A 24,256-nucleotide genomic window follows, 5' to 3' on the forward strand; every position below is an offset into this window, starting at 1 on the left:
TTTATTTTACTGTTGTGTTCGCTGCCATTGTGTACATATCGGGCAATTTTTTACTGAAAATCATATTCGGACTCGCATAAAGCAACTTGAAATTTGCCGCTGAGCTATGACCTTCAAACGGCGCATAAAAATGACTTCCTTCGTGAGATGGATCGTACTTGTTTCGCCACATTACGACCATGCTGACTTTTTTTCCCGTAAGTGGAATACTGATTTCGTTTGTCCAATAGGTGTCGTAAGGTGCTCCGCTTTTCACAATACCTTCTACTCCGGTTTCCGTTACGCCGCATGGTTTTAATTTTTGCTGTGAAAGCGAAGCCAGATTTCGAAGATTAGTACTGAAAGCAGCCGTATTGGTTCCGTGGTAACTATCCCATCCTAAAAAATCAACATAATCATCTCCCGGCCATCTGAACAGGAAATTCTCAACAGTTCCCTGTCCGTCTAGTTGTGGCGAAATGGCATAAATAAAACTGTGAACTTGTTTTTTATTTTTAAGATAATCAATAGTATATTTCCATAAACTGATAAATTCCTGCTGTGTAATCGCACTTGAACCCCACCAGGACCAGGTTTGTGTGTGTTCATGAAATGGGCGGAAAATAACCGGAATTACTTTCCCGTTGCTATCTTTTAAATTATTAGCGAAAACAGCTAATTTATCCAGCCATGAATTGAATTTGATATTGGTCGTACTTCCTTCTGTCAGGATTTCTTTTGCAACAGTATTATTAGAATTATCCCAACTGTCTCCACCAGTTAACGGATTGTTCAAATGACAGCAGGCTGTTATGACTTCGCCTCTTTCTCTGGCTTCTTTGATTACTCTTATTCTGTCACTGTTAAGGGTTGAAGTCATACTTCTATCATCCATAATCTCAGCAAAATCAACACTGAAAACGCCCGGATAATCCCCACAAACATCTTTAATATCGGATCGTCCTGCCACTGTTATCCAGTTCCTTCCGTACAATAAATCGTCGTGATGACCAAACATGGTTCCTTTTTCCTGAATTCTCCACAAGTTAGAATACAGGGCTTTGGTTTCGGCTGTTGCATTGGCATCCGTTAATTGAAGCGTAACCGAAGTTTGCACTTCAGGATCTGGTCCGTGAGAATCCGTATTTTCATCAGAAGAAGAACATCCGGCGAAAAACAAACTTATCGTAACCAAAATTGCATATAGTGATTTCATAGTTTAATTTTTAATATTAATAATCAAAATTGGTTAATACCAAAAGGCCCTCTGCCGGAATGGTTTCTATTTTATTTTTCTTTAAATCTAAAGTGATATTAGTTTTTACAGGAAGTAATGTATGATCACCTTCCAATTTCAATTTGTCTTTGGCGTAAACAAATCTTTTTACATGATTTAAGACAGGAAGTCCATTCGAAGTAAGCTTAATATTTGCTTCTTTAGAAGAAACATTGACAATGGCGATCATATTTCTGCCATCCTTTGAAATGGAGATTGCTTTAATGTTTGGATTTCCATCCACTGAAATTTTATGAACCTGGCAACCGGACGGCATATATTTGGTAAGCAGCGACCACGCATAAAACCACGGTCTAACTTCTTCTTCTTCTTTTCCAAAATATTCATCTCCCAAAATATTCCAGAATCCCCAGACTTTCAATTTGTTCTTCTGTTCTCTGCTGTGCATGGCATCGTCCAGCATCCAGGCAATTGAGCCGGAATATCCGGAGTTTACCGTCTGAATCAAAGCATCTGCCATATCAGATCCGTATACAAAATCATAAACAAACATTTGAGAATCTTCTACAGAAGCGTATGGTTTTGCTTTGGCTCGCGCAATGTTCTCCTTCATTAAAGCTTCGTCCTGCTTTTCGACAAACTTGAAACCAATTTCGCCCATTACAATTGGCTTGCCAGATGGAACCGCATCTTTATAAGCTTTTAAAATTGATGTATAATCTCCTGAATTTACCGTGATTTTTGAGGGATAAGTATGAATATCATAAACACCAATCGAGGTATCAAGATCTTTAACAGAATTCGTAATCCAATCTACTTTATCGGTTTTCCAAATTGCAATATCGGGTCCCATCAGACTGACTTTCTGATCTAAATTCAACACTTTTAATTGTGTCGAAAAATACTGTGCTGCCTTTTTCCAGAGATCATAATTTTCATCGGTTGCAGCCCAATATCCGTTGGGCTCATTGATCATATTGTAATAAAGAATACAGGAAAATCCTTTTTTATTTGCTAAAAAATCCAGGTACTGTGCAGCTAATTTTAAATTGTTTTCAGAAATAGTATTGGTTTTACTGTTCACCATTCTGTCACCCCAGTCTCCCAGTACCACTTTTACATTTCGGGACTGGCAATATTCCAGGATTGGAGCAATGTTTTCATAATTCTTCTTTTCGTTGAGTACACCATTTTCAATTACCGAAGTTGTATTGATCATTACCCGTATGAATTGAGGCTTCATAAAATCAAGACGGGCATATAACTTATGCCAATCTTCGACAGAAATTTTTAATTGTTTTTCCCCATAATCCAATTGGTACGGATCCCACTGCACTCCATTTCCAATGTAATTAGGATTTATAATTGAAGTGTTATCAACAGCAACAGTTGCATCGGGCAAAGCCGAGCAACTGATTACTGTTGTCACTAACCAAAATGATACTATAATTTTAGAAACTACATGTCTCATAAAAGTGTTTTTATGACATTTATATTTAGTCTAGTTTCGTAACATCAATCCAGAAACGTCTTGGCTTCTTAACGAATTTATCATAGTCAGAATAAATCTTATCCCAATCATCTGTTCCGTTTAAATTGAAGGCAAAAGCATTATTTGCAATTGTTTTCGTACTTGAGTTTCCTAGATTTTCAGTTCCTGCATTTTCAAAAGTTCCTACTTTTGCAGTTCCGTCGGCAAATGTAAAAGTGATGGTTCCCGTGGCATAATTCCGAAGCCATTTTCCTTCTCCTGACGGAATTTGTCTGTAGAATTTTTTGACGTCTGTCAGAGGCGTTCCCACATAAACGAAATCGGCATATTTTCCATCGGCTCCAGCTGTATTGGTTACTGTTCCGTACGTATTTCCATCTTCGGTAATTCCGTCCATTTTAAAAACAAGCTGATTGTCCAGTTCTTTATCCGGACCTTCTGCAGCCGACCAAATCCAGGGTTTATCAGTCATTGCCAAAACTGCACCACCACCATATTCTGGTCCGGTTCCTCCGTAAACAACCAGATTATCAACATCAAAAGTTCCGACCAGCGATTCTCTAAAGGAACTTGCTATAACAGTATAATTTCTTGATTTTCCGCTTGGAGACGTAACTGTTAACGTTGCGCTATGTTGTGCATTTTCAAAATTTAATGCTTCCCCCTCATTTACAGATGATTTTCCTCCATAAGACAAAACCAATTCTTTGATCACAATGTGACTCAAATCTGGAACCGCTCCTACATTTATCGCCAAATTTATGGTTCCGGTTTGATTGTCAACACGAACAACCTGAGCACTTCCCACCTGATTTTCAAATTTTATTTCTAAGACATTGCGTTCATTGTTCCAATTTCCTTGTTCAATATCTTCCAAAGGATCGCTTTGACAACCCGATTGTGTCAAGGCAATGACAGCAAACAGGACGTATAGTATTTTTTTCATAATTAGTTATTTTTTTAAGAATTATAAACCTGTGTTCAAATCAATTTCTGTTTGCGGAATCGGATAGAATGCAGCTTGTTCAGCAGTTATCCCTGCAGCTTCAGGCACTACCTGCGAAACTTTATTAAATCGGCGTAAATCATACAAACGGTTTCCTTCCAATGCCAATTCGAAAGCACGTTCATTCCATACTGCTAATCTGAAATTTTCCAGGCTTAGTCCTGGTGATAAATTTCCTAAACCAGCTCTGTTTCTGATTTGATTGATTAAGTTATATGATTCCGTTGTTGGTCCGGCAGCCTCAGCATAGGTAAGTGCCACTTCGCTGAAGCGAATTAGAAATGGTTTTGTACTTGTTTTATCCCCAATAAAGTTTGGATCAATATATTTACGTGTAAAGGGATAAATAATTTTTCCCGGATATTGAGCCGAAACCACGCCTGATGCATTGTATGTCGTGGTTACAAACAATTCCGTTTTTCGTTTATCAGCATTATCATAACTGTTATAAAAACCGGTTAATGTTTGGAATACATTCCATCCGTCATGCGATTTTGTATAAGTATTATCGGGGTTTTTCATATAAATTGTCGCTCCATCGATATAGGGAATAAACAATTTTGAAATTTTAGAATAATCGCCTTCAACTGCTCCCGTTCTGTCCATTGAAAGCAAGAAAATATTTTCTTTTCCCAGTGGTTTTTCAACATCATATATATCTAGTAAATTATTCTCAAAACCATAAACACTTTGGCCTGTAATAACATCATTTGCATTTTTTGCGGCCAGTTGATACATCGTTGTCACATCTTTGGTCATTGCTGTATAAAGGGGTACATTATGTTCTTTTGAAGAAGCGATATATAAATATACTTTAGCGAGTAGTGCCTGGGCTGCTACTTTATCAGCACGTCCTAAAGCCTGATTCACTTTTAACAGTGCAATGGCTTTTTCTGAATCAGCAATAATAAAATCATAAACTTCATCAAGATCTTTTGCCATTGGTGCTGCGGTTTGGCTTACAGTTTCAACCACTGAGGTGTGCATCGGAACTCTTCCGAAATTTTTAACCAAGTTAAAGTAATTCCACGCTCTTAGGAAATAAGCTTCTCCAAGGTATCTGTCTTTTAAATCCTGATCAAATTGTCCTTCCGGCACATTTTTGATTACCGCATTTGCTCTGTTAATAGCAATGTAAGCGTATTTAAAATAATTACCCAGCATTCTGTTGGTGCTAAAAGTTCCAACCTGCCATTTATCTAAATTTTGATTGTCTGCCGCTTCATCTCCCTTTGGTCCGCATTCTTCTGTTGGAAGGTCTCCGACAAAAAATATAGCGCGTGAATATTCTAAAAACGTCAAAGCATCATAAGCATAATCCACAGCTGATTCAGCATCTGAAGCTGTTTTGTAGAAATTTTCCTCGGAATAAAATCCATAAGGTTCTTCGTTTAAATCACAGGCAAAAGCGCTCATCAAAAGAGCCATCGCTACTATTTTATATCTTGTTTTCATTTTGATTTTTTAAAAAGTTAAGTCCAATCCAAAAGTCCATCTGCTCAATCTAGGATATCCTCCCCAGTAAATTCCGTCAGTTCCTACTTCAGGATCATAACCGTCAAATTTGGTAAAAGTGTATACATTACTGGCATTTGCATATAAGCGTAAACTTTGGATGGCGCTTTTTACTGGTTTTAAAGTATAACCAACAGTCACATTCTGAATTCTGACAAATGATCCGTCCTTAACCCACCAGTCTGAAAGTTTTACAGTTCTTCCGTCTCTCAAACTTGGATAATCATTTGTTGGGTTATCCAATGTCCATCGAAGAGGTGCATTACTTGGCTGATTGAAGGCCTGAGTATCTAATACATCCTGACCGAAAACGCCATTAAAAAACACACTGAAATCAAATTGTTTGTATTTTACACTTAAATTCAAACTGGCCATAAAATCAGGATTGGGATTTCCGATGATGGTCTGATCTTTTGTATCTACTACCCCGTCACCATTAATATCAACATACTTAAATTCTCCTGCCTGTGCCAATTGTCCGTCTAAACCGGCATTTATTCCTTCCTGCAAATTCTGAACAATACCATCTACTTTATAGCCATAGAAAACATTTACCGGCTGCCCGATAGCTAATAAATTGGGGAATTGTCTGAATTGCTCCAAGCTGTTTCCTGAATATTCATATTGCATTCCGGTATTTGGATCAACATTTAATCCGGATTGCCTTACAGATCCCAGACTTACGATTTCATTTTTATTTTTAGAATACACTGCCTGAGCACTAATTGTCCAATCTTGATTTTTTAAAATATCCCCATCAACGGTAACCTCAAAACCTTTATTGGTCAATTCTCCGTCATTTACCCAAATTCTATCGTATCCAGAAGATGGTGTCAGGATTCTTTCTCTTAAAAGATCTTTTGTTCGTTTGTTGTAATAATCAAAGACCACATGCAGGCGATTATTCACAATGGACATATCTACTCCGAAGTCACTTTGAGCTGTAGTTTCCCATTTTAAATCCGGGTTTGGAATTCCTCCCCATAATTTTTCAATTCCATCCTGACCTGTGGTACCTACCTGATAACCTGGTCCAATTGCTGAAACCCATCTTCCGTTATCGTAATATTGACTTACTCCATAACGGCTTAACGTCTGGTATGGGTTAATCCCCTGATTCCCTGAAATACCATAACTGCCTCGGAATTTCAATTCATCAAAAAACTTTAGATTTTTAATAAACGTTTCATTGTGAGCCTTCCAGCTCAAAGCACCAGAGGGGAAAAATGCCCATTGATTGTTTTTTCCAAATTTTGATGAACCGTCAGAACGTCCTGTGACTGTAGCTAAGTATTTATCATCATAACCATAATTTAATCTAAAAATTCCAGACACTAATTTGGTTTGAATTTTACCATTTGAAACAGTATTTCGTTCAGGATTTCCTGCGCCCATATTTTCGTTTCCTAAAGTTTCATTCACAAAATCAAATGCTCCTAGGCCTGAGCTCCTCGACACATAACTTTCGTAAGTATAACCCGCAGTTGCACCAAAATCATGTTTATTGACAGTTTTATAATAATTGGCAAATGTTTCCGAAACAAAGTTTTGGCCTTCCCAATTGTTGATATATCCGGCTCCATTATTGAAATCTCCTGTTTCTGTATATTTACTTGGATAATATTGATCATTAACAGAAGAACCGTATTTATAATTTAATCTTGAAGTCAGTTTTAAGGAAGGTATTATTTGCCATTCTAAAGAAGCAGAACTAATTACATCAATAGTTTTAGTCTCATTTTGACGTAGGTTGGTAATCGCCACCGGATGAGTATAGTCATTTTGACCGATCATAAAATAATCACCTTTGGCATCGTAAATCGGAAAAACAGGGTTTCTCCAATATGCCAAACCTCCATTTGAAGTTCTTTTTCCTTTGATTACGATATTTGAGAATCGAACTGTAAAATTGTCAAAAACATCATGTTTGACGCGTAGATTATACCCTCCTTTGCTATAACCATCTTTTACAAAAACGCCTTCTTCACTATAATAATTTCCACTTAAGTTAAAACTTGTTTTTTCTGTTCCGCTGTTAATGCTTACGATAGTGTTATTGCCCAAAGGCATAGTTCTGAACGTAACATCATCCCATTTTGTAAAATATGGCCACGAACCAGACTGTAATTCCTGAATAGATGGATAATAAACCCCATTTGAATTATTTGCTCCGATATAAAGAGGAACTTGTCCTCCGTTGATTCGTCCTTCATTGGTTAGCTGCGCCATTAAAACAGGATCTCTCCATAAATTCAACTCGGAATTAAATTCAGAAAAGGTAGATTGTTGTTGTACTAAAATTTGCGTTTTTCCCTTTTTAGCTGATTTGGTCGTAATGATAATTACACCATTGGCACCTCTCGAACCATAAATAGCCGATGCTGAAGCATCTTTCAATACATCTACTTTTTCAATGTCAGCAACATTTACTTGTTTAAGATCCCCGGCATCTCCCAAAGGAAAACCGTCCAGAACTACAAGCGGCGCATTCGAACCTCTAAGCGAACTTCCTCCTCTGATACGAACTGTTGAACTTGAACCCGGATCTTGAGAAGTAGTAACCTGAAGTCCTGCGACTCTACCTTGTAGCACCTGCTCTACCGAATTTGAAGGTATATCTTCTAGCGTTTTAGTTTTAATTGTGGCGACAGATCCGGTAAGATCTGCTTTTTTAACAGAACCGTATCCAATTACGACTACCTCTTTTAGGTTTTCTGAAGAAGCTCTTAAAACAACATTTATAGTAGTTTTTCCAGCAACTGGAATTTTTTGAGTATCAAAACCCAAAAAAGAAAAAGATAAAACTCCATTTGCAGGAACATTGATTTCAAATTTTCCATCGAAATCTGTCGAAACGGTTTTGGAAGAACCTACTACCGCAATATTTACACCTGGTATTGTCAGACCGGTTTCGTCTGCAACTGTACCCTTAATTGTATTCTGGCTGTAGGCCGTTAGCGAACTAACTAATAGAATACAAAAAAGTATGCTTTTTGTCCATTTTTTTTTCATTTGTTGATTGGTTAAAGATTAGTTATTAGTTTCAGGACAAATTAACTACTTCGTTTTCGTAACCATTTTGTAAATACAATCAAATGATAATACTATTATGAATAAACATTAATACTTTCATCAATAAAAACAGTCTTTATATGAACATATAATTTTTTATTATCTGTATAATTGCGTATATCAGAAAAATATTCTTTATTTTTGGATATATTTATGATTCAATTATGAATTATCATGATACTATTATGAACGAAAAACGCAATATCCTAAGAGAATTAGTACCAATTTCGGATGATGACTTCTTTATTGTACTAAATCATATGAACGCCAAATTTGATTTTCCTCTCCATTTTCATCCGGAAATTGAATTGAACCTAGTCTTGAATTCCTCGGGAAAAAGAATCATTGGGGATTCGGTGGTAGAATATAAAGATTGTGATTTGGCACTCATTGGCCCCAATACTCCTCATTTATGGACCGGCATAAAAGAAAATAATGACGCTCATGTAGTTACGATTCAGTTTCACGAAAATTTATTTTCAGAAAAGACACTAAATCGAAAATTAGCAATTCCCATACGAGAATTATTAGAGCGATCAAAAAGAGGCATTGCTTTTAGTAAAGAAACAATTGAAGTTTTAAAACCAAAAATTTTACAATTATCAGATTCCCAGGATTTCGATTCGCTTTTGAATTTCCTATCCATTTTGCATGATTTAGCTATTGCAAAAAACACGAAAAGTCTCGCGTCACATTCTTATGTCGATTATTACAGTTTCCCAGAAAGCCAGAGGATCGAAAAAGTAAATGAATTTATTAAGGAGAATCTTCAAAATAAAATACAATTAAAAGAAGTGGCTGATCTTGTAAGTATGTCGGAATCTGCTTTTAGTCATTATTTCAAAAAATGCACCAATAGCTCTTTTTCTGATTACATAACAGATTTACGATTAGGATTTGCAGCCCGATTATTATTTGAATCTGAACAATCAATAAAAGAAATTTGCTATGACAGCGGTTTTAATAATATTTCAAATTTCAACAGAACTTTTAAAAGAAAAATGGGTTTCACTCCAAGTGAATTTAGAGATCAAAGTAAATTGATTACAAAGCATTAATTCCTTTTCAACTGAGTATTATTTTTTTTATTTTAAATCACTTGCTTTTTTTTTCACTCTTAGCAAAAACAAAAAAATCTTATCTTAATTTTATGGCAACATCATGGCAGCACCGTTTTGGAGTGGATACCTTATTTGTCACAAAAGGTTAAGGCGGTTGATCTTGTTATTTTCCCAAATATCAACATTTTTAGTTTTGTGGCAGAATCGTGGCACAAGCTATTTTTAACAATTAAGAATCCAGTAAAATCAAGTCCTGGCGAGTTTAGGTTCGAAACTTTTAGAGTGGTTAAAGCAATTTAAATAATTTTTAGCATTACAATCACTAACATTATTAAATCTCCCTTATCTTTAATAATAATTCCAGCATTAATTTAACAGTACTTATATAGGTGCCCCTGACGACACCATATATTATCTATAATTACATCTTTACTCTGTAATTTCAATCATACTTGACGTCAAATTTTATACTTTTAATCATGTCCCGCCATACTATCTCAAAAGCCAAACAGCTCAAGATTGCTCTTTTGGTAGAGTCCAAAAAATTAAATATTAGCCAGTGTGCCTCTAATCTTAATATTTCAAGGAACACTGTTAAACGTTATGCAAGATTTTACACCTCACTTTTTCATTCTAACAGTAACGATCTACTTTATACCAAAAAGAGTCTTCCAACTCTTAAATCAAGGAAACATATCATTGAAAAGACAATTGATTTGCAAAATTTTCTTTTTGAGTTGGCACAGCAAGAACCTGAGTGTCTTTCAAGCGCAATAATAGCATGGCATAGATATCTTACTGTATATACAGTTGGTTATAAGCGTTCCCAATTTATTACTATTTTTAACAATTGGCTCAAAACACATAAGCACATTATTCATAAAGCATGGGACGTGAATTTTATACCGGAAGAAGACTTAAAAACCTTTAGAAGCTGGCGAAATTCACTTGACCGCCATCGATGGGAACTATCTGTAGTAATTACAGAATCTTATAAAAGCAGACCGACAGCAGAAATTGCTGAAAAAATTGAAAGGTCCGGAAATACACTCAGGGACTGGATAAATAGCTATAAAAAATACGGCATTTCAGGGTTTGAAAAGAAAAATCATAAAACCAATCCTAATATATTACAGCTTAGAGAAGAGAAAAAAACAAATATTATTAAGCTAATTCATGAGCCTCCTAAACTGCATGGCATAAATCGTACTTCTTGGTTCTTGACCGATCTTGCAGAAACGTATAGAAAAATATATAGCACATATATATCTACTTCCACTATATCACAATATCTTAAATCTGAGGGTTATACTTACCGAAAAGCAAAAGAAGTGCTTACCAGTCCAGATCCACAATTCAGAAAAAAAATGAATGAAATTACCGATATTCTAAAAAATCTCGGAACAAGAGAAAAGTTTTTTTCTATAGATGAGTTTGGTCCCTTCGCAGTTAAAATAAAAGGAGGCAGATCACTAGTTCAAAAAGGAGAAATAAAAACATTTCCTCAAATACAAAAAAGTAAGGGTTTCACAATTTGTACAGCTGCATTAGAATTATCTTCAAATCAAATTACTCATTTTTATTCCACAAAAAAGAATACAATAGAAATGATAAAATTGATTAAACTGCTGTTATCGCAATATAATACAGAAGAGAAATTATATCTTTCCTGGGATGCTGCATCATGGCACTCCTCAAAAGAACTCAATATTTTTTTAGATTCTATAAATCATGAAGCTTACAGAAAAGAGTATCAAACTCCAATTATTGCATTAGCGCCATTACCAGCCTCAGCTCAGTTCTTAAATGTAATTGAGTCGGTGTTCAGTGGATTGGCAAAATCCGTAATTCATAATAGTAACTATGAAAGTCTTGAGGAATGCAAGGAGGCCATCTCTCAATATTTTACCAGCAGGAACGAATATTTCCTTTTAAATCCACGGAAAGCGGGAAAAAAAATATGGGGAAAAGAAATAGTTCCTTCAGTTTTTAAAGACAGTCAAAATTGTAAAGATCCTAGATTTAGATAAATGTAAAAGCAAGTTTAAATCTTAAAAAAATTACTACTTTGAATTTTGTGACATAATCGTAGTACATCGTGCTTTTTAAAACCACTAATTTAGCAAAAACAAGGTTACAGAGTTTAGGTTCAAAGCTCTACTATAAACAAAAAAGGCACCTGATTAGAGGCGCCTTTATAAAGTTAACTGTGAAGAGTATATTATACTATAACTACGTTTACTGCGTTTGGACCTTTACGGCCTTCTTCCACGTCGTATCTTACTGCATCGTTTTGAGCGATGTTCTCTGACAGGCCTGAAGCATGAACAAAAACTTCGGCCCCTCCGTTATTAGGAGTTATGAATCCGAACCCTTTTTCTTCATTGAAAAATTTTACTGTACCTTCTTGCATTTTAATGTATTTAAGGGTATAAAGGTAGCTTTATTAAATGAGAACCCGCTGAATTTGAGTTTTTTATTTTATTTAATTTAAATTCAGATATTCAAAAACAAAAAGGCTCCGGATTTGCCTGAAGCTTCTGCTGTCTCAGCAGCAGCCCTAGCCCCGATAAAAGTGGAAATCCTTTTGTGCCGGTGTTCGGCACAAAAGATTGCAGCGCATAGCGGGAAAAAGCTCCAATAAAAATCATTATATACAATTAACGATGCTGACCACTCAAAGTTAAATTCCAGCAGCAATTAATTCCCAATACCCGATTAATTCAGCGCCTGCTAAACTCTGCCTGCTTTTGTAAATAAAAAAGAAAAAGCATTATTTTCACCACAGAAGAACCAAGATCCCCAAATGACACAAAACAGCTGTCGGGTGCATTCTGGCCGTCATAAGTACAATGATCCTGCCGGCAGACCTCGCTGATCTATACCCCATAAAAAAATACAGCCCGGCTGTAAATTATATAACAAAACAAGGGCAATAATCCTCTAATTTTGTGGTTTACAATGCAGCATTAAAACAGTATACAACAATAACACTTAAGTACCTGCAGCTGCTCTGCAGAGTAAGAAAAATGAAGAAGTTTGAAATTAAAAGTACAGACCGGGACAAATGGCTGGTGATCCACAACGAGGTGCCAAAATTCACCTGCCGCTTTGAGGATAAAAAGTTTTATTTCCATAGGACCATCACTGGGCTTTCCAATCCGCAGGGCGACCCTAAAGAAGTACAGCTCTTGCAGCGAATGGAAAAATGGCTAAACGAGCACCACAAGGATAAAATAAACGAATAACCCTGGAGAATTAAAAATCTCAGTGCTATTGTGTAATCAGCCCTTTTTATATCCGCATTTCAAATCGGATATCAGGGAAAACATTTAAAATCATTTAAATAATTATCAGATCTTCGTATCTTTATTCAAAGCTATTGTGTTATTATTTAAACTAGTACATCTTGGAAACATCATCCCATTATTCTGATAGCATACTCAATAAACTTGCCGCAAGCTATCCCAAAACCTTCACGCTGGAAGAGCTCACAGCAGTTGTAATCCCCCCTTACAATGTCCTGAGAACCTTTAAAGAAAATATTGCTGCCCAAAGGCAAAACCAGGCAAAAATACTCGATGCGCTGATCGCGCTGGAGGATCAGAGGTATATTGTCCTTAATCCGGCGACAGATGAAAGCTGTATCACCCTAAAGGGCCTGATCAAAATAAATCATACGGTATTGCGTAATTAACCTATTGCTCAAAACTCGGGATAAACTGCAGCTTTACAACGAGTAATTTGAAATCTGCGGCACACCGGTAAAAACTGCAGCCATAGTCCCTCTATCACCGCCCCAGAAAACTTCCAAAAAAATTAAGTTTTTTTTTATGTCTTTGCTGTCCTTCAAAAAAATTACCTCTTTGGTGTATTTTTATTTTTAATAGTATTTTAGCTTAGCTAAAATACCTGAGTTTGATAAGCTGTAAACTATTTACCCTTACAAAACTTTATATATCATTTTTTAACACAACACGATAATGGACCCATACAAGGAAACATTTGAAACCTGGAACAAGATCGCTTCACTGTATCAGGACAGGTTTATGGACCTGGACCTGTACAATGAAACTTATGACTTTGTATGCAGTTCAATGGATAAAACAGACCCGAAAATTCTGGAAATTGGCTGCGGCCCTGGAAATATTACAAAGTACCTGTTATCAAAACGGCCCGACTTTGCTGTTTTTGGCATCGACATTGCCCCCAACATGATAGAGCTTGCAAAAGCGAATAATCCCACAGCCCGTTTCCAAGTAATGGACAGCAGGGAGATTGACCACATCAAAACCAAATATGACGCCATAGTCTGCGGGTTCTGCCTGCCGTATTTATCGCCTGCGGACAGCCGAAAACTCATCGGCGACTGTTATGATCTGCTGAGTGAAAACGGACTGATTTATATGAGTTTTGTGGAAGGGGACCCGGACAGGTCCGGTTTTCAGTCTGGAAGCAGCGGGGAAAGGATTTACTTCTATTATTATAATTTAGAGGACTTAAAAACAAAATTTTTGCAGAATAAATTTCAGGAACTTCAAATATTCAAAACAGAATATAAAATATCAAAGACCCAAATGGACATCCATACCATACTAACAGCCAGAAAAAAGACATAGGTTAAGGGTGTTAAAAGACCAAACGTTTTGCAATATTTTTTTTTAATGATACCATGGCAAACTTACGGTACAGTTTCAAAAAATGTCAATATAGGGAATAAGTGTTGGGTTGTAAACCCTGACCCTGCAAAAAGAAACTCCACCGGCAGCGTTTTTTATCTCTATTTCCCTGCCAGCTTTTAAAATTAATACGTCAATTGTCCTTGCATCACAGCAGGGATCAATTCAAAACAGCACCGTAATTCTCAAATAACAGGCAAAGGGGTCAGGCTCACCAGCCAGTATTGAATGATCCTGTCTATCATTTCCCTGTACTGGGAAAAATTTTCCTGTTTTTTAAAATACCCCTGCACTGAAAGACTGTAGGCCTGTGCTATATTTTGGGGATTCTGCGAGGTGGATAAAAAGATGTAAGGCAGGCATTTTTTATTGACCTGCTCATCCTGAAGTATTTTACCGCGAAGCTCAAAACCATTGAGTTTGGGCATATTGATATCCGAGATAACCATAAAGGGGTTTACCCTTACATCTGAGAGGTAGTCCAGTACCTTGGAAGAATCTTCAAAAAACACAATTTTGTTTGGATAACCCAGACTGTCGAAAATATCCTTAAGAAAATCCCTGTCATCCTGATCATCTTCTATCACTATTATTTCTCCGCTTATTTTCATCAGGCAAAAGTACTAATTTATATGCTGCCAGGCAGTAAAAAATCAAATCTGCATCCCATTTTACACTTTGCTTTACATCTGCCCGGGACGGCTTTAAATTAAATACCAATAGTGCCGCCCCCGCCTCCCGCGGCAGGACTGACCCAAATTAATAACAATCCCTTTTGGGCAGGGCATTATTTGTCTAAAAATATTATACTAGTTTTCCGTTTCCACCACCCCTGTTGTACTGCCAGAGACAAGGTATTTTCTATGGGTTGGAATTTTAAAACAATGAAAAAGAATACTATAACAGTGTAAGTACAGATAAGGTATAGCTTCGCAAAAACAAAAACCACCCACCGATGTATGACAATCTATTGCTTTTGAAAGACATTGTTGATAATACCCCTCTGCCTACCGCTGTTTATACAGGGGAAGAACTAAAAATAGAACTCGCCAACCCCGCTATGATACAGGCGTGGGGTAAAGGAGATGATGTAATTGGAAAAAAATATCTTGAAGTACTTCCCGAAATTCAAAACCAGGCTTTTGCGGGCCAGGCCCTGGCCGTGCTGAAAACCGGAACGCCCTTCCACGCCAAGGACAAACAGGTCGATTTAATGGTGGACGGTTCCCTTAGGACCTTTTATTTCAATTACAGCTTTATCCCCCTTTTTAATAAGGCAGGCGGGATCTATGCGGTGATGAATACAGGCTCGGATGTAACCGAGCTTCATCTGGCAAAACAGCAGACCCAGAGTGCCGAGCAAAGGCTCAGAATGGCTATTGAATCCTCAGGCATGGGCACCTATGAAATTGACCTTGCCACTAAAAAAGTGACAGCCTGCGGGAATTTTAATGCCATTTTAGGAATTGACGGGGAGATATCAGACCAGGAGCTGTTTGCAAAACTGCATCCAGAGGATTTAACAGCGCGCGCAGAAGCGCACCAAGAGGCCAGCCTTACAGGAAAAATAAGTTATCAGAGCAGGATTGTAAGCCCCGAGGGGACCGCACGATGGATTAAAATTAGCGGCAGGGTCATCAGAGACCAGAACGGCGATGATACCGCCATTATCGGGATCATCCAGGATATCCACGAGCAGAAAGCCTTTGAAGAAGAGCTCAAAAGGCAGGTCGCACAAAATACCGAGGAGCTCAGAAGGTCCAATGATGATCTTTTGCATTTCGCGGGTGTGGTGAGCCATGATTTGAAAGAGCCTATTCGAAAAATTAAAACTTTCAATAGTATTTTAAAAAATGAGTACAAAGCTGATTTTAGTGAGAACGCTAAAAAATTCCTGCAAAAGGTAGACCAGTCCGCACAAAGGATGCAGAATATCGTGGAAGGCATCCTTGCCTACTCGACCCTGGATAAAAGATCGCAGCCTGTTGAGGAAATAAACCTTGACCTGGTCATTGAAAATATCAAAACCGATCTGGAACTGATCATAAATGAAAAAGGAGCCATTCTGGTCATAAGTGAGCTTCCCCAGATAGAAGGGGCGCCGATACTGATCCACCAGCTTTTTTATAACCTGGTGCACAATGCCCTTAAGTTCTCAAAAGCCGATGAGCCGCCGCGTGTGATCATCACTTCGGATATTATAAAGAATCAAGAAGGCATTGAGGTGCTGGAAATAAAAATCAAGGACAATGGCATTGGACTGGACATTGTTGATACAGAGAAAATATTCACGGCCTTTGAAAGGCTGCACTCCAAAGACCAGTTCGAAGGAAACGGGCTTGGCCTTGCCCTTTGCAGAAAAATAGCCAAAAGGCATAATGGCTCTATTACTGCTGTGGGAGAGAAAGACAACGGCGCTGAATTTACAGTGACCCTTCCTTTAAAACAGTCCGATTCTTATCTTTAGCACCTTGTAAACAAATAGGTAAACTGAAAGATTCTTATCTCAAATGTGTTATTGCAAATTGTGAAGTTCAATTTCGCAGATAATTCAATATATACAATCAAAAGTTTTTAAGTAGACATAAAATGGAAGATTATGTTTATGGACAGCCCGCCCTGTACTTAATTGTATGAGGCGGGTTTATCATTTTGATTTTCAAAAAATTAAACAAATTAATATCTCAATTATCGAAATTATAGGCTTGTGGCAAAATCTTGGAACACATAATTTAGAGTAGATTCCTTTTTTGCCATAAAAATTAACGCGGTAACAGATAAAAAAGAGGTTGTACTAAATTTACATCAGTATACCTAATATACTTTATGCTCTAATTATTACTATATTAAAAAAAACGTTATACATTTAGATACTCTTAAAAATAATACAATGATAAAAAACGGTAATATCCTAATAATAGAAGATGATGCAGATGACAAGGAGATTTTAGAAGATGTAATTGTATCTCTGGGTACCACTAACAAAATCGTCTGGAAAATTAATGGCGCAGAAGCACTTGAATATCTATGTAACAGTAATGAAAAAATGCTGATTATTTTTTGCGATGTGAACATGCCAATTATGAATGGACTGGAGCTAAAGAGACTTATAGATGCTGACCCGGTCCTTAGAAAAAAAAGCATACCTTTTGTTTTTTACTCAACCGCAGCAACGGAAAATGCCATTGAAGAAGCTTACACTACACTTAGTATTCAAGGCTTTTTTAAAAAAGAAAATGACTTCCATAAAACAAAAGCAATTATCAATACAGTACTTGAGTACTGGAAAAATTGCGTTCACCCAAATACATAATTTTATTCTAAATGTGGAAAAATTAGGACAATTAACAAACAGTTGTCAACTAAATGGCCACACCAATTTTCGGAATAAGACCACTGAAAATTAGAATCTGGTTAACTTTGCTCTCCTTTCAGTTTCTGAAGAATTTCGAGACACCGTTTTCGTTTATCGATAATAGACCGGGAGATTTTGATGCTTTGTATGATGTAACATAAAAATATTCGATAATTTAAACCGTAAATTGATTTTTTTTGATTTAATTTATTTTCTATTCTTTCACCTGTTTGTAAACTTCAATTTTACCTATTACGTCAAAATCCAAAGTATAATTAATAGTGAATTGATAATTTTCATTCATCAAGATTATCATTTCAGCCTGATAAATCGAATTGCCCAAATTTAACTTTGGATTTTTGGATAAAATGAGATAATAGGGCAATGCACTTTGGGATAATTCATTATTGATCAACATATCAAATCCTTCTTTTCTGGTTTGCTCAACAAAACAAGAACCGGGAAAGTTAGGTTTATTTTTAGCTATAAAACTCTTAAATAGTTCAAGATCTGATTTGTTAAAAGAAAGCGCTTGCAAATTTAAATTGCTAAACTTATCAAGTTTAAACCATTTAATATTTACAATTAACTTTTTAGAATCTAAGTTGTATTTAAAGTAGGCCAGCTGCGTATTTATAGTATACATGGATAATATTTCTAATTAAATTACTACAGGATAAGTTTATTGGTAATGCTATGTAATCTTGTAACAGCTGATAAATAAAAAATAAGGCGTTTTTTTAACAGTGGCTTTTATGCAATGGCTAATTTAGTGTGAATTCAAGAAAAAAAACAATCAAATTTAACATTTAGAACCATTCTAGTGAGTAAGAATAAACTTCCAGTAATAGCTTTATCGCCCTTTGTTTTTAAACAGACTTTTATCTTTTTGGAGGTAAAACTTAAAAGTATTTTGGCAAGACTTAACTATTTACAACATTTCTAAACAAGTAGTTACCTAAAAATATTACAGGATTATTAGCTATATTTGAATTGTGAAAAAACACCTTTCCATATTATTTTTATCGGTCTACCTTTTGTCTGTAACGCAGTTGGTAGAGCTTATAAAGCTGCCTGTAATGGTAGAACATTATGTGGAACATAAAGAGCAAAATCCTAATTTAACTGTTCTTCAATTTTTGTGCATTCATTATCAGGGACCAGATGTATTTGATGCCGATTATGCTAAGGATATGAAACTGCCTTTTAAATCACACACCAATATCAGCTCTGTTGTATTTTATCCTTTAATACAAGAATACGAAACCATACAAAAAGTAAATTTTACGTATAAAAAACAAAATTTATATACGTATTGTTTTGCCTATTCTTCCATTTCCCTTTCCTCTATCTGGCAGCCGCCCAGAGACTGTTAATCGTTTTTTATCGGCTTAAAAATTTCACGTCTACTGACGCGTGTTTTGCTATTGCTTATTTTTTACAACGACGATTAACAAAACAAACTTATGCTTTCTAAAATAATTGAGTTTTCCGTAAACAATAAACTCATCGCAGGGCTTTTTACAATTGCCCCGATTGGTCGATGAAAAGCAATGCCGAGAGGAACAAAATCTGGCTTAGCCAATGCATTGCCTGGATGAAAATGGAGAACAAAGAAGAATAGAAAATTAATACTTTAAAACAAAACATTATGAACGGAGCGCATTATCACTTAGTATTGAACCACTTGCCTATTATTATACCCATTGTAGGTTTATTGATACTCATAGGCGGATTTGCAGTAAAATCTGAAATTGTAAAAAGAACAGCTTACTGTATTTTTATACTGGGAGCAATTACGGCATTTGCAGCAATAGCAACAGGCGAAGGCGCCGAGCACGTGGTAAAACAAATTGAGGGAATCTCTAAAAGTTTAATCCATGAACATGAAGAAAAAGCAGAGATATTTGCTTTACTATCCTATTCATTGGGCATAGGTTCAATAGTCGCTTTATGGAGCAATTGGAAAAAGAAATTGTATGCTAATTATATTGCATTGGCTATACTGGTGTTCTCCCTGACAGTTTTATACTTTGGTCAGCAAACAGGCACTACAGGCGGAGAAATCAGACATTCTGAAATTAGATAACTGCTAACTGATTATTTCATAAAATATTTACGAACCTAAAATAGTATTATAAAATTCAGAATCATTCTACAAGTCTTAATCCATTATTTTACAATGTGTTGATGTAATTTTTATGATATAAAACAAAAAAATTTAATATGAATACAATTCAGGATGAGGCAAAACTTCATACCTTCTTAAAATCAGTTGATTCAAATATAGAGAAGCTTAATGACAAAAAAATAATAGCCTTTTTCGAATTTTTAGGATTAAAAGACCGTGAGGATATCCCTAAGGATTTTCTTGATTGGGAAAATATTCTTGTTGTGCTGCCAAATCGCGAGATGTTAAATGAAATAAAAAAATATAAGGATTCAATATCCCGAATTTCATTTGTTACAAACGCAAATGCAAAGCAGATTCATATTTATGATATGAATGACTGGAAAAGTGCTACACAAAAAAAAACAGCATTACAAATAAGACAGTTTCTAAAAACTAATTTTGGAGGTGCTGAAAAAATCTCTAAAAGTCCGGACTGGGTTAAACTAAAATAAATTAGAATTATGGAGACTGAAGTTCATTATATTAACAGAAGCGGATGGCTCAGGGCAGCTGTCCTAGGTGCAAACGACGGTATTTTATCGACCACCAGTTTAGCGATTGGTGTTGCGGCGGCGAGTGTAACCAGAGAACCTATTTTGCTTGCGGCAGTAGCCGGTTTAGTGGCCGGTGCTCTTTCCATGGCGGCAGGCGAATATGTATCGGTAAGTTCTCAATCTGACATTGAAACAGCTGATTTAAAAAGAGAAAAAAATGCACTCGATACCTTGCCCGAAGAAGAACTGGAAGAACTCACCGATATTTACATTCAAAGAGGTTTAAATAAAGAACTGGCCAGACAGGTTGCCATCGAATTAACGGCTCATGATGCCCTTGAAGCCCATGCGCGCGATGAACTCGGAATTAATGAAATCACACAAGCAAATCCTTTAACTGCAGCTTTTGCATCGGCAGTATCATTTATCATTGGAGGTTTATTGCCTCTTTTGGTCGCAATTTTTGCCCCTATCAAAGAAATGGTATTTTATCAATATGGCTTCTCTATACTCTTTTTGGCATTATCGGGAATACTTGCCGCTAAAGCAGGAGGTTCACATACTTTTAAAGCAGTATTGCGTATCTGTATCTGGGGCACCTTTGCCATGGCAGCCTCGGCATTGGTGGGCTATATTTTTGGTGTCCAGACTGCTTAGAAAATAGTTTTTTTGATTTAAAATTTAATCGAATCTTAAGCAAGCAAAAAAAATAAGATCCCCGACAATTCGTTATTTCGTATATACCTAAAAACAAACTGCTTAATGAAACTAATTACAATGTTCCTTTTAATGACAGTGCTTCCCATCAACTGGGAACCTGACTTTACTAATGCCAAAAAAGTGGCAAAGGAAAAGCACGAATTAATTCTACTCAACTTCTCCGGTTCAGACTGGTGTGGGCCTTGTATCGTGACGCGCAGAGACTATCTGGAAAATCAGGCTTTCACAGATATGGCCAACGAGAATCTGGTACTGGTTAATGCTGATTTTCCAAGAAAGAAGAAAAACATTGGAACTCCCCAGCAGGTAAAGCGAAATGAAGATTTAGCCGAAATTTACAATAAAGAAGGAAGTTTCCCTTTAACCCTTCTTCTTGATGCTGATGGAAAAGTTCTTAAAACCTGGCACGGAAAACCAGAAACTACACCTGAGCAGTGGACTGCCGAAATAAAAGCAATCTGTGATAGCAAAAAGTAACATACTGAAAAAACAGAAGTATTCCGAGTCCCTAAAACTCATGGGAAACAACTTTACTATCACTGTTGTGGCCGAAAATGAGTATATTGGAAATAAGAATATTAATCTTGCCATTGAAGAAATCAGGCGGATTGAAAGACTTTTGACTACTTATAAAGAGGACAGCCAGACCAATCTCATTAATGAAAATGCAGGAATTAAGGCGGTAAAAGTAGATCTGGAAGTTTTTAATCTTATCGAAAGATGTATTGGTATTTCCAGAATTACACAAGGTGCTTTTGATATTTCTTATGGAAGTATCGACAAAAGTCTATGGAATTTTGATAAGGCAATGACCCAATTACCAGATGCCGAAACGGCTTTAAAGATGGTACACCTTATTGATTACAGAAATATCATTTTAGACCCGGAACACACAACCGTATTTTTAAAAGAAAAAGGAATGCGGATTGGTTTTGGCGGCATTGGAAAAGGATATGCCGCTGAAATGGCAAAACAGATACTTTTAAATCATAATGTGCAGAGCGGCATTATTAATGCCAGCGGCGATCTTTCGGCCTGGGGATTACAGCCAGACGGTAGAAAATGGACAATTGGCGTAGCCGATCCTAATTTGCCAAATGCAGCATTCTCTTATATGGAAATTTCCAATAAAGCAGTGGCGACCTCTGGAAATTATGAAAAGTTTGTAACCATTAACGGCAAAAAATATTCGCATACCATTGACCCAAAAACAGGACTTCCGATAACCGGAATAAAAAGCGTGACCATTATTAGCGGAAACGCAGAATTTGCAGATGCAATGGCCACTCCAATAGCGGTTATGGGTATTAAAGCAGGCTTGTTTTTAATAGATCAGATAGCAGATCTATATTGTATTATCATCGACGACAACAATAAAATTTACACTTCTAAAAACATTAACCTGAAATGAAAAAGCCAAAACAAAAAGCGCTAGTACTGTTATGCAGCATTGCTTTTACGGGCATTCTGTTCACCTCCTGCACATCGGTAAAAGAATACCAGAAAGGAAAAATCAACGATTCTGAAATGGTCCTTTCCAACAGGAAAATAGAAAAGACAGAACTCAGTTTCCAATCCTACCGTGAAGGAGCTTCCGGGGCAAATTCAGGAAAAAGCGGCGGCGGCTGCGGTTGTAACTAATTTTCATACTATAAAAAATGAAAAGAATATTCATTACAGGATTTGCCTTACTGGCATTATTTCAGACAAGAGCACAAAATGTTCCTACAGATTCCACAGCTTACAAAAGCAAAAAATTAAAACTAGAGGAGGTAAATCTGGTTTCCAGCTATTACAAGCAGGACGGAAACAATTCAGCCGTTACCGGGGGAATTGGTTCTGAACATTTAACCGACATTGCCAACACGATCGATGTTAAACTGGTAAAATACGGAGAAACCGGAATCAAGCATACTTTTGATATTGAAGCCGGTATTGACCACTATACCTCTGCCTCATCAGATATGATTGATTTAAGTGCCAATTCATCTGCATCTTCTTCAGACAACCGCTTCTACCCTTCTCTAACTTATCTAAGAGAAAATGAAGAGAAAGGAAGAACATTGGGTATTGGCGTTTCATCATCGACCGAATTTGATTATCAGTCGTTTGGAGGCAATATCAGCTTCTCCCAAAAAACAAAAGACAGAAATGGTGAATTCACGGCCAAATTTCAAACCTTTCTCGATCAGTTAAAACTGATTGAACCTGTTGAGCTTCGCACTTCGGGAGGCGAAGGCTACGGAAGCGCGAACCGAAATACTTTTGCAGGAACTTTGAGTTATTCTCAGGTAGTAAACAAAAATCTGCAGGTCATGCTTGTAGGTGACGTTATCAGCCAAAACGGATATTTAAGCCTTCCGTTTCACAGGGTTTATTTTGCAGACGGTTCTGTTCATCAGGAAAAAATGCCCGATACCAGACTTAAAATTCCACTGGGGATCAGGGCCAGTTATTTCTTAGGAGACAATGTAATTATTCGCGCCTATTACAGATATTATACCGATGACTGGAGTCTCAGAGCACATACTGCCGATCTTGAAATTCCGGTGAAATTAACCCAGGCATTTTCAATGAGCCCGTTTTACAGATATTATACCCAAACTGGCACGAAGTATTTTAAACCGTATGGCGAACATACAGCAGCTGATGAATATTACACCAGCAACTATGATTTGTCTAAGTTTGACAGCAGTTTCTTTGGGATGGGAATGAAATTCACTCCATTAAACGGAATCTTCGGCCTCAAACACTGGAATACTTTAGAGATTCGTTATGGTCATTATACAAGAACTACCAATATGACTTCGGACATTATCAGTATTAACATCAAATACAAATAGAATTAATTATTTAAAAACACAAAGCCCAATCCAATTGGGCTTTGTGTTTGAATAACATCACAGCAGCAAAATGAAATTGTCCTGGTACAAAAAGAACAGATAAGAATCTCTGATAAAAAACCGTTACCTTTAAATCAGCGAACAGCAATAGAAAATGAATAGAATTTTTGAAAAATTAACCCGTCATCTGGCAAAGAATCCAAGAAGACTTTTCTTAATTGACTCTGTGGGGGCTCTGCTAACCGCTGTACTGCTTTGTGGAGTGCTTTCAAATCTAAGCCCCTATATTGGCATGCCCAAGACAACACTCAATTTACTCTTCTCAATCGCAGCTTGTTTCTGCTTTTACTCGGCTGCCTGCTTTTTATTTTTAAAAGCAAAATGGGCGCTTTACATCAGACTAATAAGTTTTGCCAATTTACTGTACTGCGCGCTGACCATTGCCTTTTTATTTATTCATTACAACAAGCTTACAATTCTTGATCTGATGTACTTTTTAGCTGAAACAGCAATCATCTGCCTGCTTCTTTACATAGAGCTTACCGTATCGGGAAAAATTTTAAACAAGCGGTAATGGCAGTCAAATTATCTCGCGCCGTAAACCCTGCCTTTAAAATTAGCATTACATTA

At 36.6% G+C, this 24,256-nt stretch carries 25 protein-coding genes; 17 read left to right on the plus strand and 8 right to left on the minus strand.

Annotated elements, in window-relative coordinates; all coding sequences use genetic code 11:
* Position 1 precedes the first annotated feature (1 nt).
* From DCO46_RS02850 to DCO46_RS02870, 5 genes are read right to left on the minus strand one after another with little or no spacing between them, the layout of a single operon-like run.
* Positions 2–1,195, minus strand: coding sequence for a glycoside hydrolase family 26 protein (locus tag DCO46_RS02850; RefSeq protein ID WP_116751087.1), 1,194 nt, complete (start codon positions 1,193–1,195; stop codon positions 2–4).
* A 16-nt stretch (positions 1,196–1,211) separates the two neighbouring features.
* The gene (locus DCO46_RS02855; RefSeq protein ID WP_116751088.1) at positions 1,212–2,687 is read right to left on the minus strand and encodes a cellulase family glycosylhydrolase; all 1,476 of its coding nucleotides are present in this window, start codon (positions 2,685–2,687) and stop codon (positions 1,212–1,214) included.
* Positions 2,688–2,712: 25 nt separating this feature from the next.
* Positions 2,713–3,654: a hypothetical protein gene (locus DCO46_RS02860; RefSeq protein WP_116751089.1), complete on the minus strand. Its 942-nt coding sequence runs from the start codon at positions 3,652–3,654 to the stop codon at positions 2,713–2,715.
* Positions 3,655–3,675: 21 nt separating this feature from the next.
* Positions 3,676–5,169, minus strand: a complete 1,494-nt coding sequence (locus tag DCO46_RS02865) for a RagB/SusD family nutrient uptake outer membrane protein (RefSeq protein ID WP_116751090.1) — start codon at positions 5,167–5,169, stop codon at positions 3,676–3,678.
* 9 nt (positions 5,170–5,178) lie between these two features.
* A complete protein-coding gene (locus DCO46_RS02870) occupies positions 5,179–8,241 on the minus strand; it encodes a SusC/RagA family TonB-linked outer membrane protein (RefSeq protein ID WP_116751091.1) in 3,063 nt (1,020 codons plus the stop codon).
* 224 nt (positions 8,242–8,465) lie between these two features.
* Here DCO46_RS02870 and DCO46_RS02875 point away from each other — a divergent pair, with 224 nt between their 5' ends.
* Entirely contained in the window at positions 8,466–9,359 is an 894-nt protein-coding gene (locus tag DCO46_RS02875) for an AraC family transcriptional regulator (RefSeq protein ID WP_243416239.1), read from the plus strand.
* A gap of 482 nt (positions 9,360–9,841) precedes the next feature.
* A complete protein-coding gene (locus DCO46_RS02880; protein ID WP_116751092.1) occupies positions 9,842–11,392 on the plus strand; it encodes an IS630 family transposase in 1,551 nt (516 codons plus the stop codon).
* A gap of 191 nt (positions 11,393–11,583) precedes the next feature.
* On the opposite strand, the gene DCO46_RS02885 is transcribed toward DCO46_RS02880, so the two are convergent.
* Positions 11,584–11,775, minus strand: coding sequence for a cold-shock protein (locus DCO46_RS02885; protein WP_116751093.1), 192 nt, complete (start codon positions 11,773–11,775; stop codon positions 11,584–11,586).
* A 616-nt stretch (positions 11,776–12,391) separates the two neighbouring features.
* Here DCO46_RS02885 and DCO46_RS02890 point away from each other — a divergent pair.
* From DCO46_RS02890 to DCO46_RS02900, 3 genes are all read left to right on the plus strand, one after another.
* Entirely contained in the window at positions 12,392–12,610 is a 219-nt protein-coding gene (locus tag DCO46_RS02890) for a hypothetical protein (protein WP_035688642.1), read from the plus strand.
* A 161-nt stretch (positions 12,611–12,771) separates the two neighbouring features.
* Positions 12,772–13,059, plus strand: coding sequence for a hypothetical protein (locus tag DCO46_RS02895; RefSeq protein WP_035688640.1), 288 nt, complete (start codon positions 12,772–12,774; stop codon positions 13,057–13,059).
* 286 nt (positions 13,060–13,345) lie between these two features.
* Positions 13,346–13,981 carry a class I SAM-dependent methyltransferase gene (locus DCO46_RS02900; RefSeq protein ID WP_116751094.1) on the plus strand — a complete coding sequence of 212 codons (636 nt, stop codon included), beginning with the start codon at positions 13,346–13,348 and terminating at the stop codon, positions 13,979–13,981.
* A 245-nt stretch (positions 13,982–14,226) separates the two neighbouring features.
* Here DCO46_RS02900 and DCO46_RS02905 read toward each other — a convergent pair whose 3' ends face one another.
* A complete protein-coding gene (locus DCO46_RS02905; protein WP_035688637.1) occupies positions 14,227–14,652 on the minus strand; it encodes a response regulator in 426 nt (141 codons plus the stop codon).
* 344 nt (positions 14,653–14,996) lie between these two features.
* Here DCO46_RS02905 and DCO46_RS02910 point away from each other — a divergent pair, with 344 nt between their 5' ends.
* From DCO46_RS02910 to DCO46_RS22610, 3 genes are all read left to right on the plus strand, one after another.
* Positions 14,997–16,508 (plus strand): ATP-binding protein, encoded by a 1,512-nt coding sequence (locus DCO46_RS02910; RefSeq protein WP_051892835.1) that lies wholly within the window; start codon positions 14,997–14,999, stop codon positions 16,506–16,508.
* Positions 16,509–16,931: 423 nt separating this feature from the next.
* Positions 16,932–17,354: a response regulator gene (locus tag DCO46_RS02915; protein WP_116751095.1), complete on the plus strand. Its 423-nt coding sequence runs from the start codon at positions 16,932–16,934 to the stop codon at positions 17,352–17,354.
* Between the two features lie 53 nt (positions 17,355–17,407).
* Entirely contained in the window at positions 17,408–17,557 is a 150-nt protein-coding gene (locus tag DCO46_RS22610; protein ID WP_165828792.1) for a hypothetical protein, read from the plus strand.
* A gap of 53 nt (positions 17,558–17,610) precedes the next feature.
* Here DCO46_RS22610 and DCO46_RS02920 read toward each other — a convergent pair whose 3' ends face one another.
* Complete coding sequence (locus DCO46_RS02920) at positions 17,611–18,042, minus strand: hypothetical protein (protein WP_056251129.1); 432 nt, start codon at positions 18,040–18,042, stop codon at positions 17,611–17,613.
* Positions 18,043–18,475: 433 nt separating this feature from the next.
* On the opposite strand from DCO46_RS02920, the gene DCO46_RS02925 reads away from it, so the two are divergent.
* From DCO46_RS02925 to DCO46_RS02965, 9 genes are all read left to right on the plus strand, one after another.
* Entirely contained in the window at positions 18,476–18,772 is a 297-nt protein-coding gene (locus tag DCO46_RS02925) for a hypothetical protein (protein ID WP_116751096.1), read from the plus strand.
* Between the two features lie 275 nt (positions 18,773–19,047).
* The gene (locus DCO46_RS02930; protein WP_116751097.1) at positions 19,048–19,485 is read left to right on the plus strand and encodes a hypothetical protein; all 438 of its coding nucleotides are present in this window, start codon (positions 19,048–19,050) and stop codon (positions 19,483–19,485) included.
* Between the two features lie 137 nt (positions 19,486–19,622).
* The gene (locus tag DCO46_RS02935) at positions 19,623–20,021 is read left to right on the plus strand and encodes a hypothetical protein (protein WP_056251122.1); all 399 of its coding nucleotides are present in this window, start codon (positions 19,623–19,625) and stop codon (positions 20,019–20,021) included.
* Between the two features lie 9 nt (positions 20,022–20,030).
* Positions 20,031–20,720, plus strand: a complete 690-nt coding sequence (locus DCO46_RS02940) for a VIT family protein (protein ID WP_056251116.1) — start codon at positions 20,031–20,033, stop codon at positions 20,718–20,720.
* A 105-nt stretch (positions 20,721–20,825) separates the two neighbouring features.
* Positions 20,826–21,260 carry a thioredoxin family protein gene (locus tag DCO46_RS02945; RefSeq protein ID WP_056251113.1) on the plus strand — a complete coding sequence of 145 codons (435 nt, stop codon included), beginning with the start codon at positions 20,826–20,828 and terminating at the stop codon, positions 21,258–21,260.
* A gap of 40 nt (positions 21,261–21,300) precedes the next feature.
* Positions 21,301–22,194, plus strand: coding sequence for an FAD:protein FMN transferase (locus tag DCO46_RS02950; RefSeq protein ID WP_056251112.1), 894 nt, complete (start codon positions 21,301–21,303; stop codon positions 22,192–22,194).
* Entirely contained in the window at positions 22,191–22,424 is a 234-nt protein-coding gene (locus tag DCO46_RS02955; protein ID WP_056251109.1) for a DUF4266 domain-containing protein, read from the plus strand. Before DCO46_RS02950 ends, DCO46_RS02955 begins: the two co-directional genes overlap by 4 nt.
* A 17-nt stretch (positions 22,425–22,441) precedes the next feature.
* Positions 22,442–23,626, plus strand: coding sequence for a DUF3570 domain-containing protein (locus tag DCO46_RS02960; RefSeq protein WP_056251106.1), 1,185 nt, complete (start codon positions 22,442–22,444; stop codon positions 23,624–23,626).
* A gap of 154 nt (positions 23,627–23,780) precedes the next feature.
* A complete protein-coding gene (locus tag DCO46_RS02965; RefSeq protein ID WP_116751098.1) occupies positions 23,781–24,200 on the plus strand; it encodes a hypothetical protein in 420 nt (139 codons plus the stop codon).
* The last annotated feature ends 56 nt before the right edge of the window (positions 24,201–24,256 follow it).

The organism is Flavobacterium sp. HTF (genome assembly GCF_003105115.1).
GTDB lineage: Bacteria > Bacteroidota > Bacteroidia > Flavobacteriales > Flavobacteriaceae > Flavobacterium.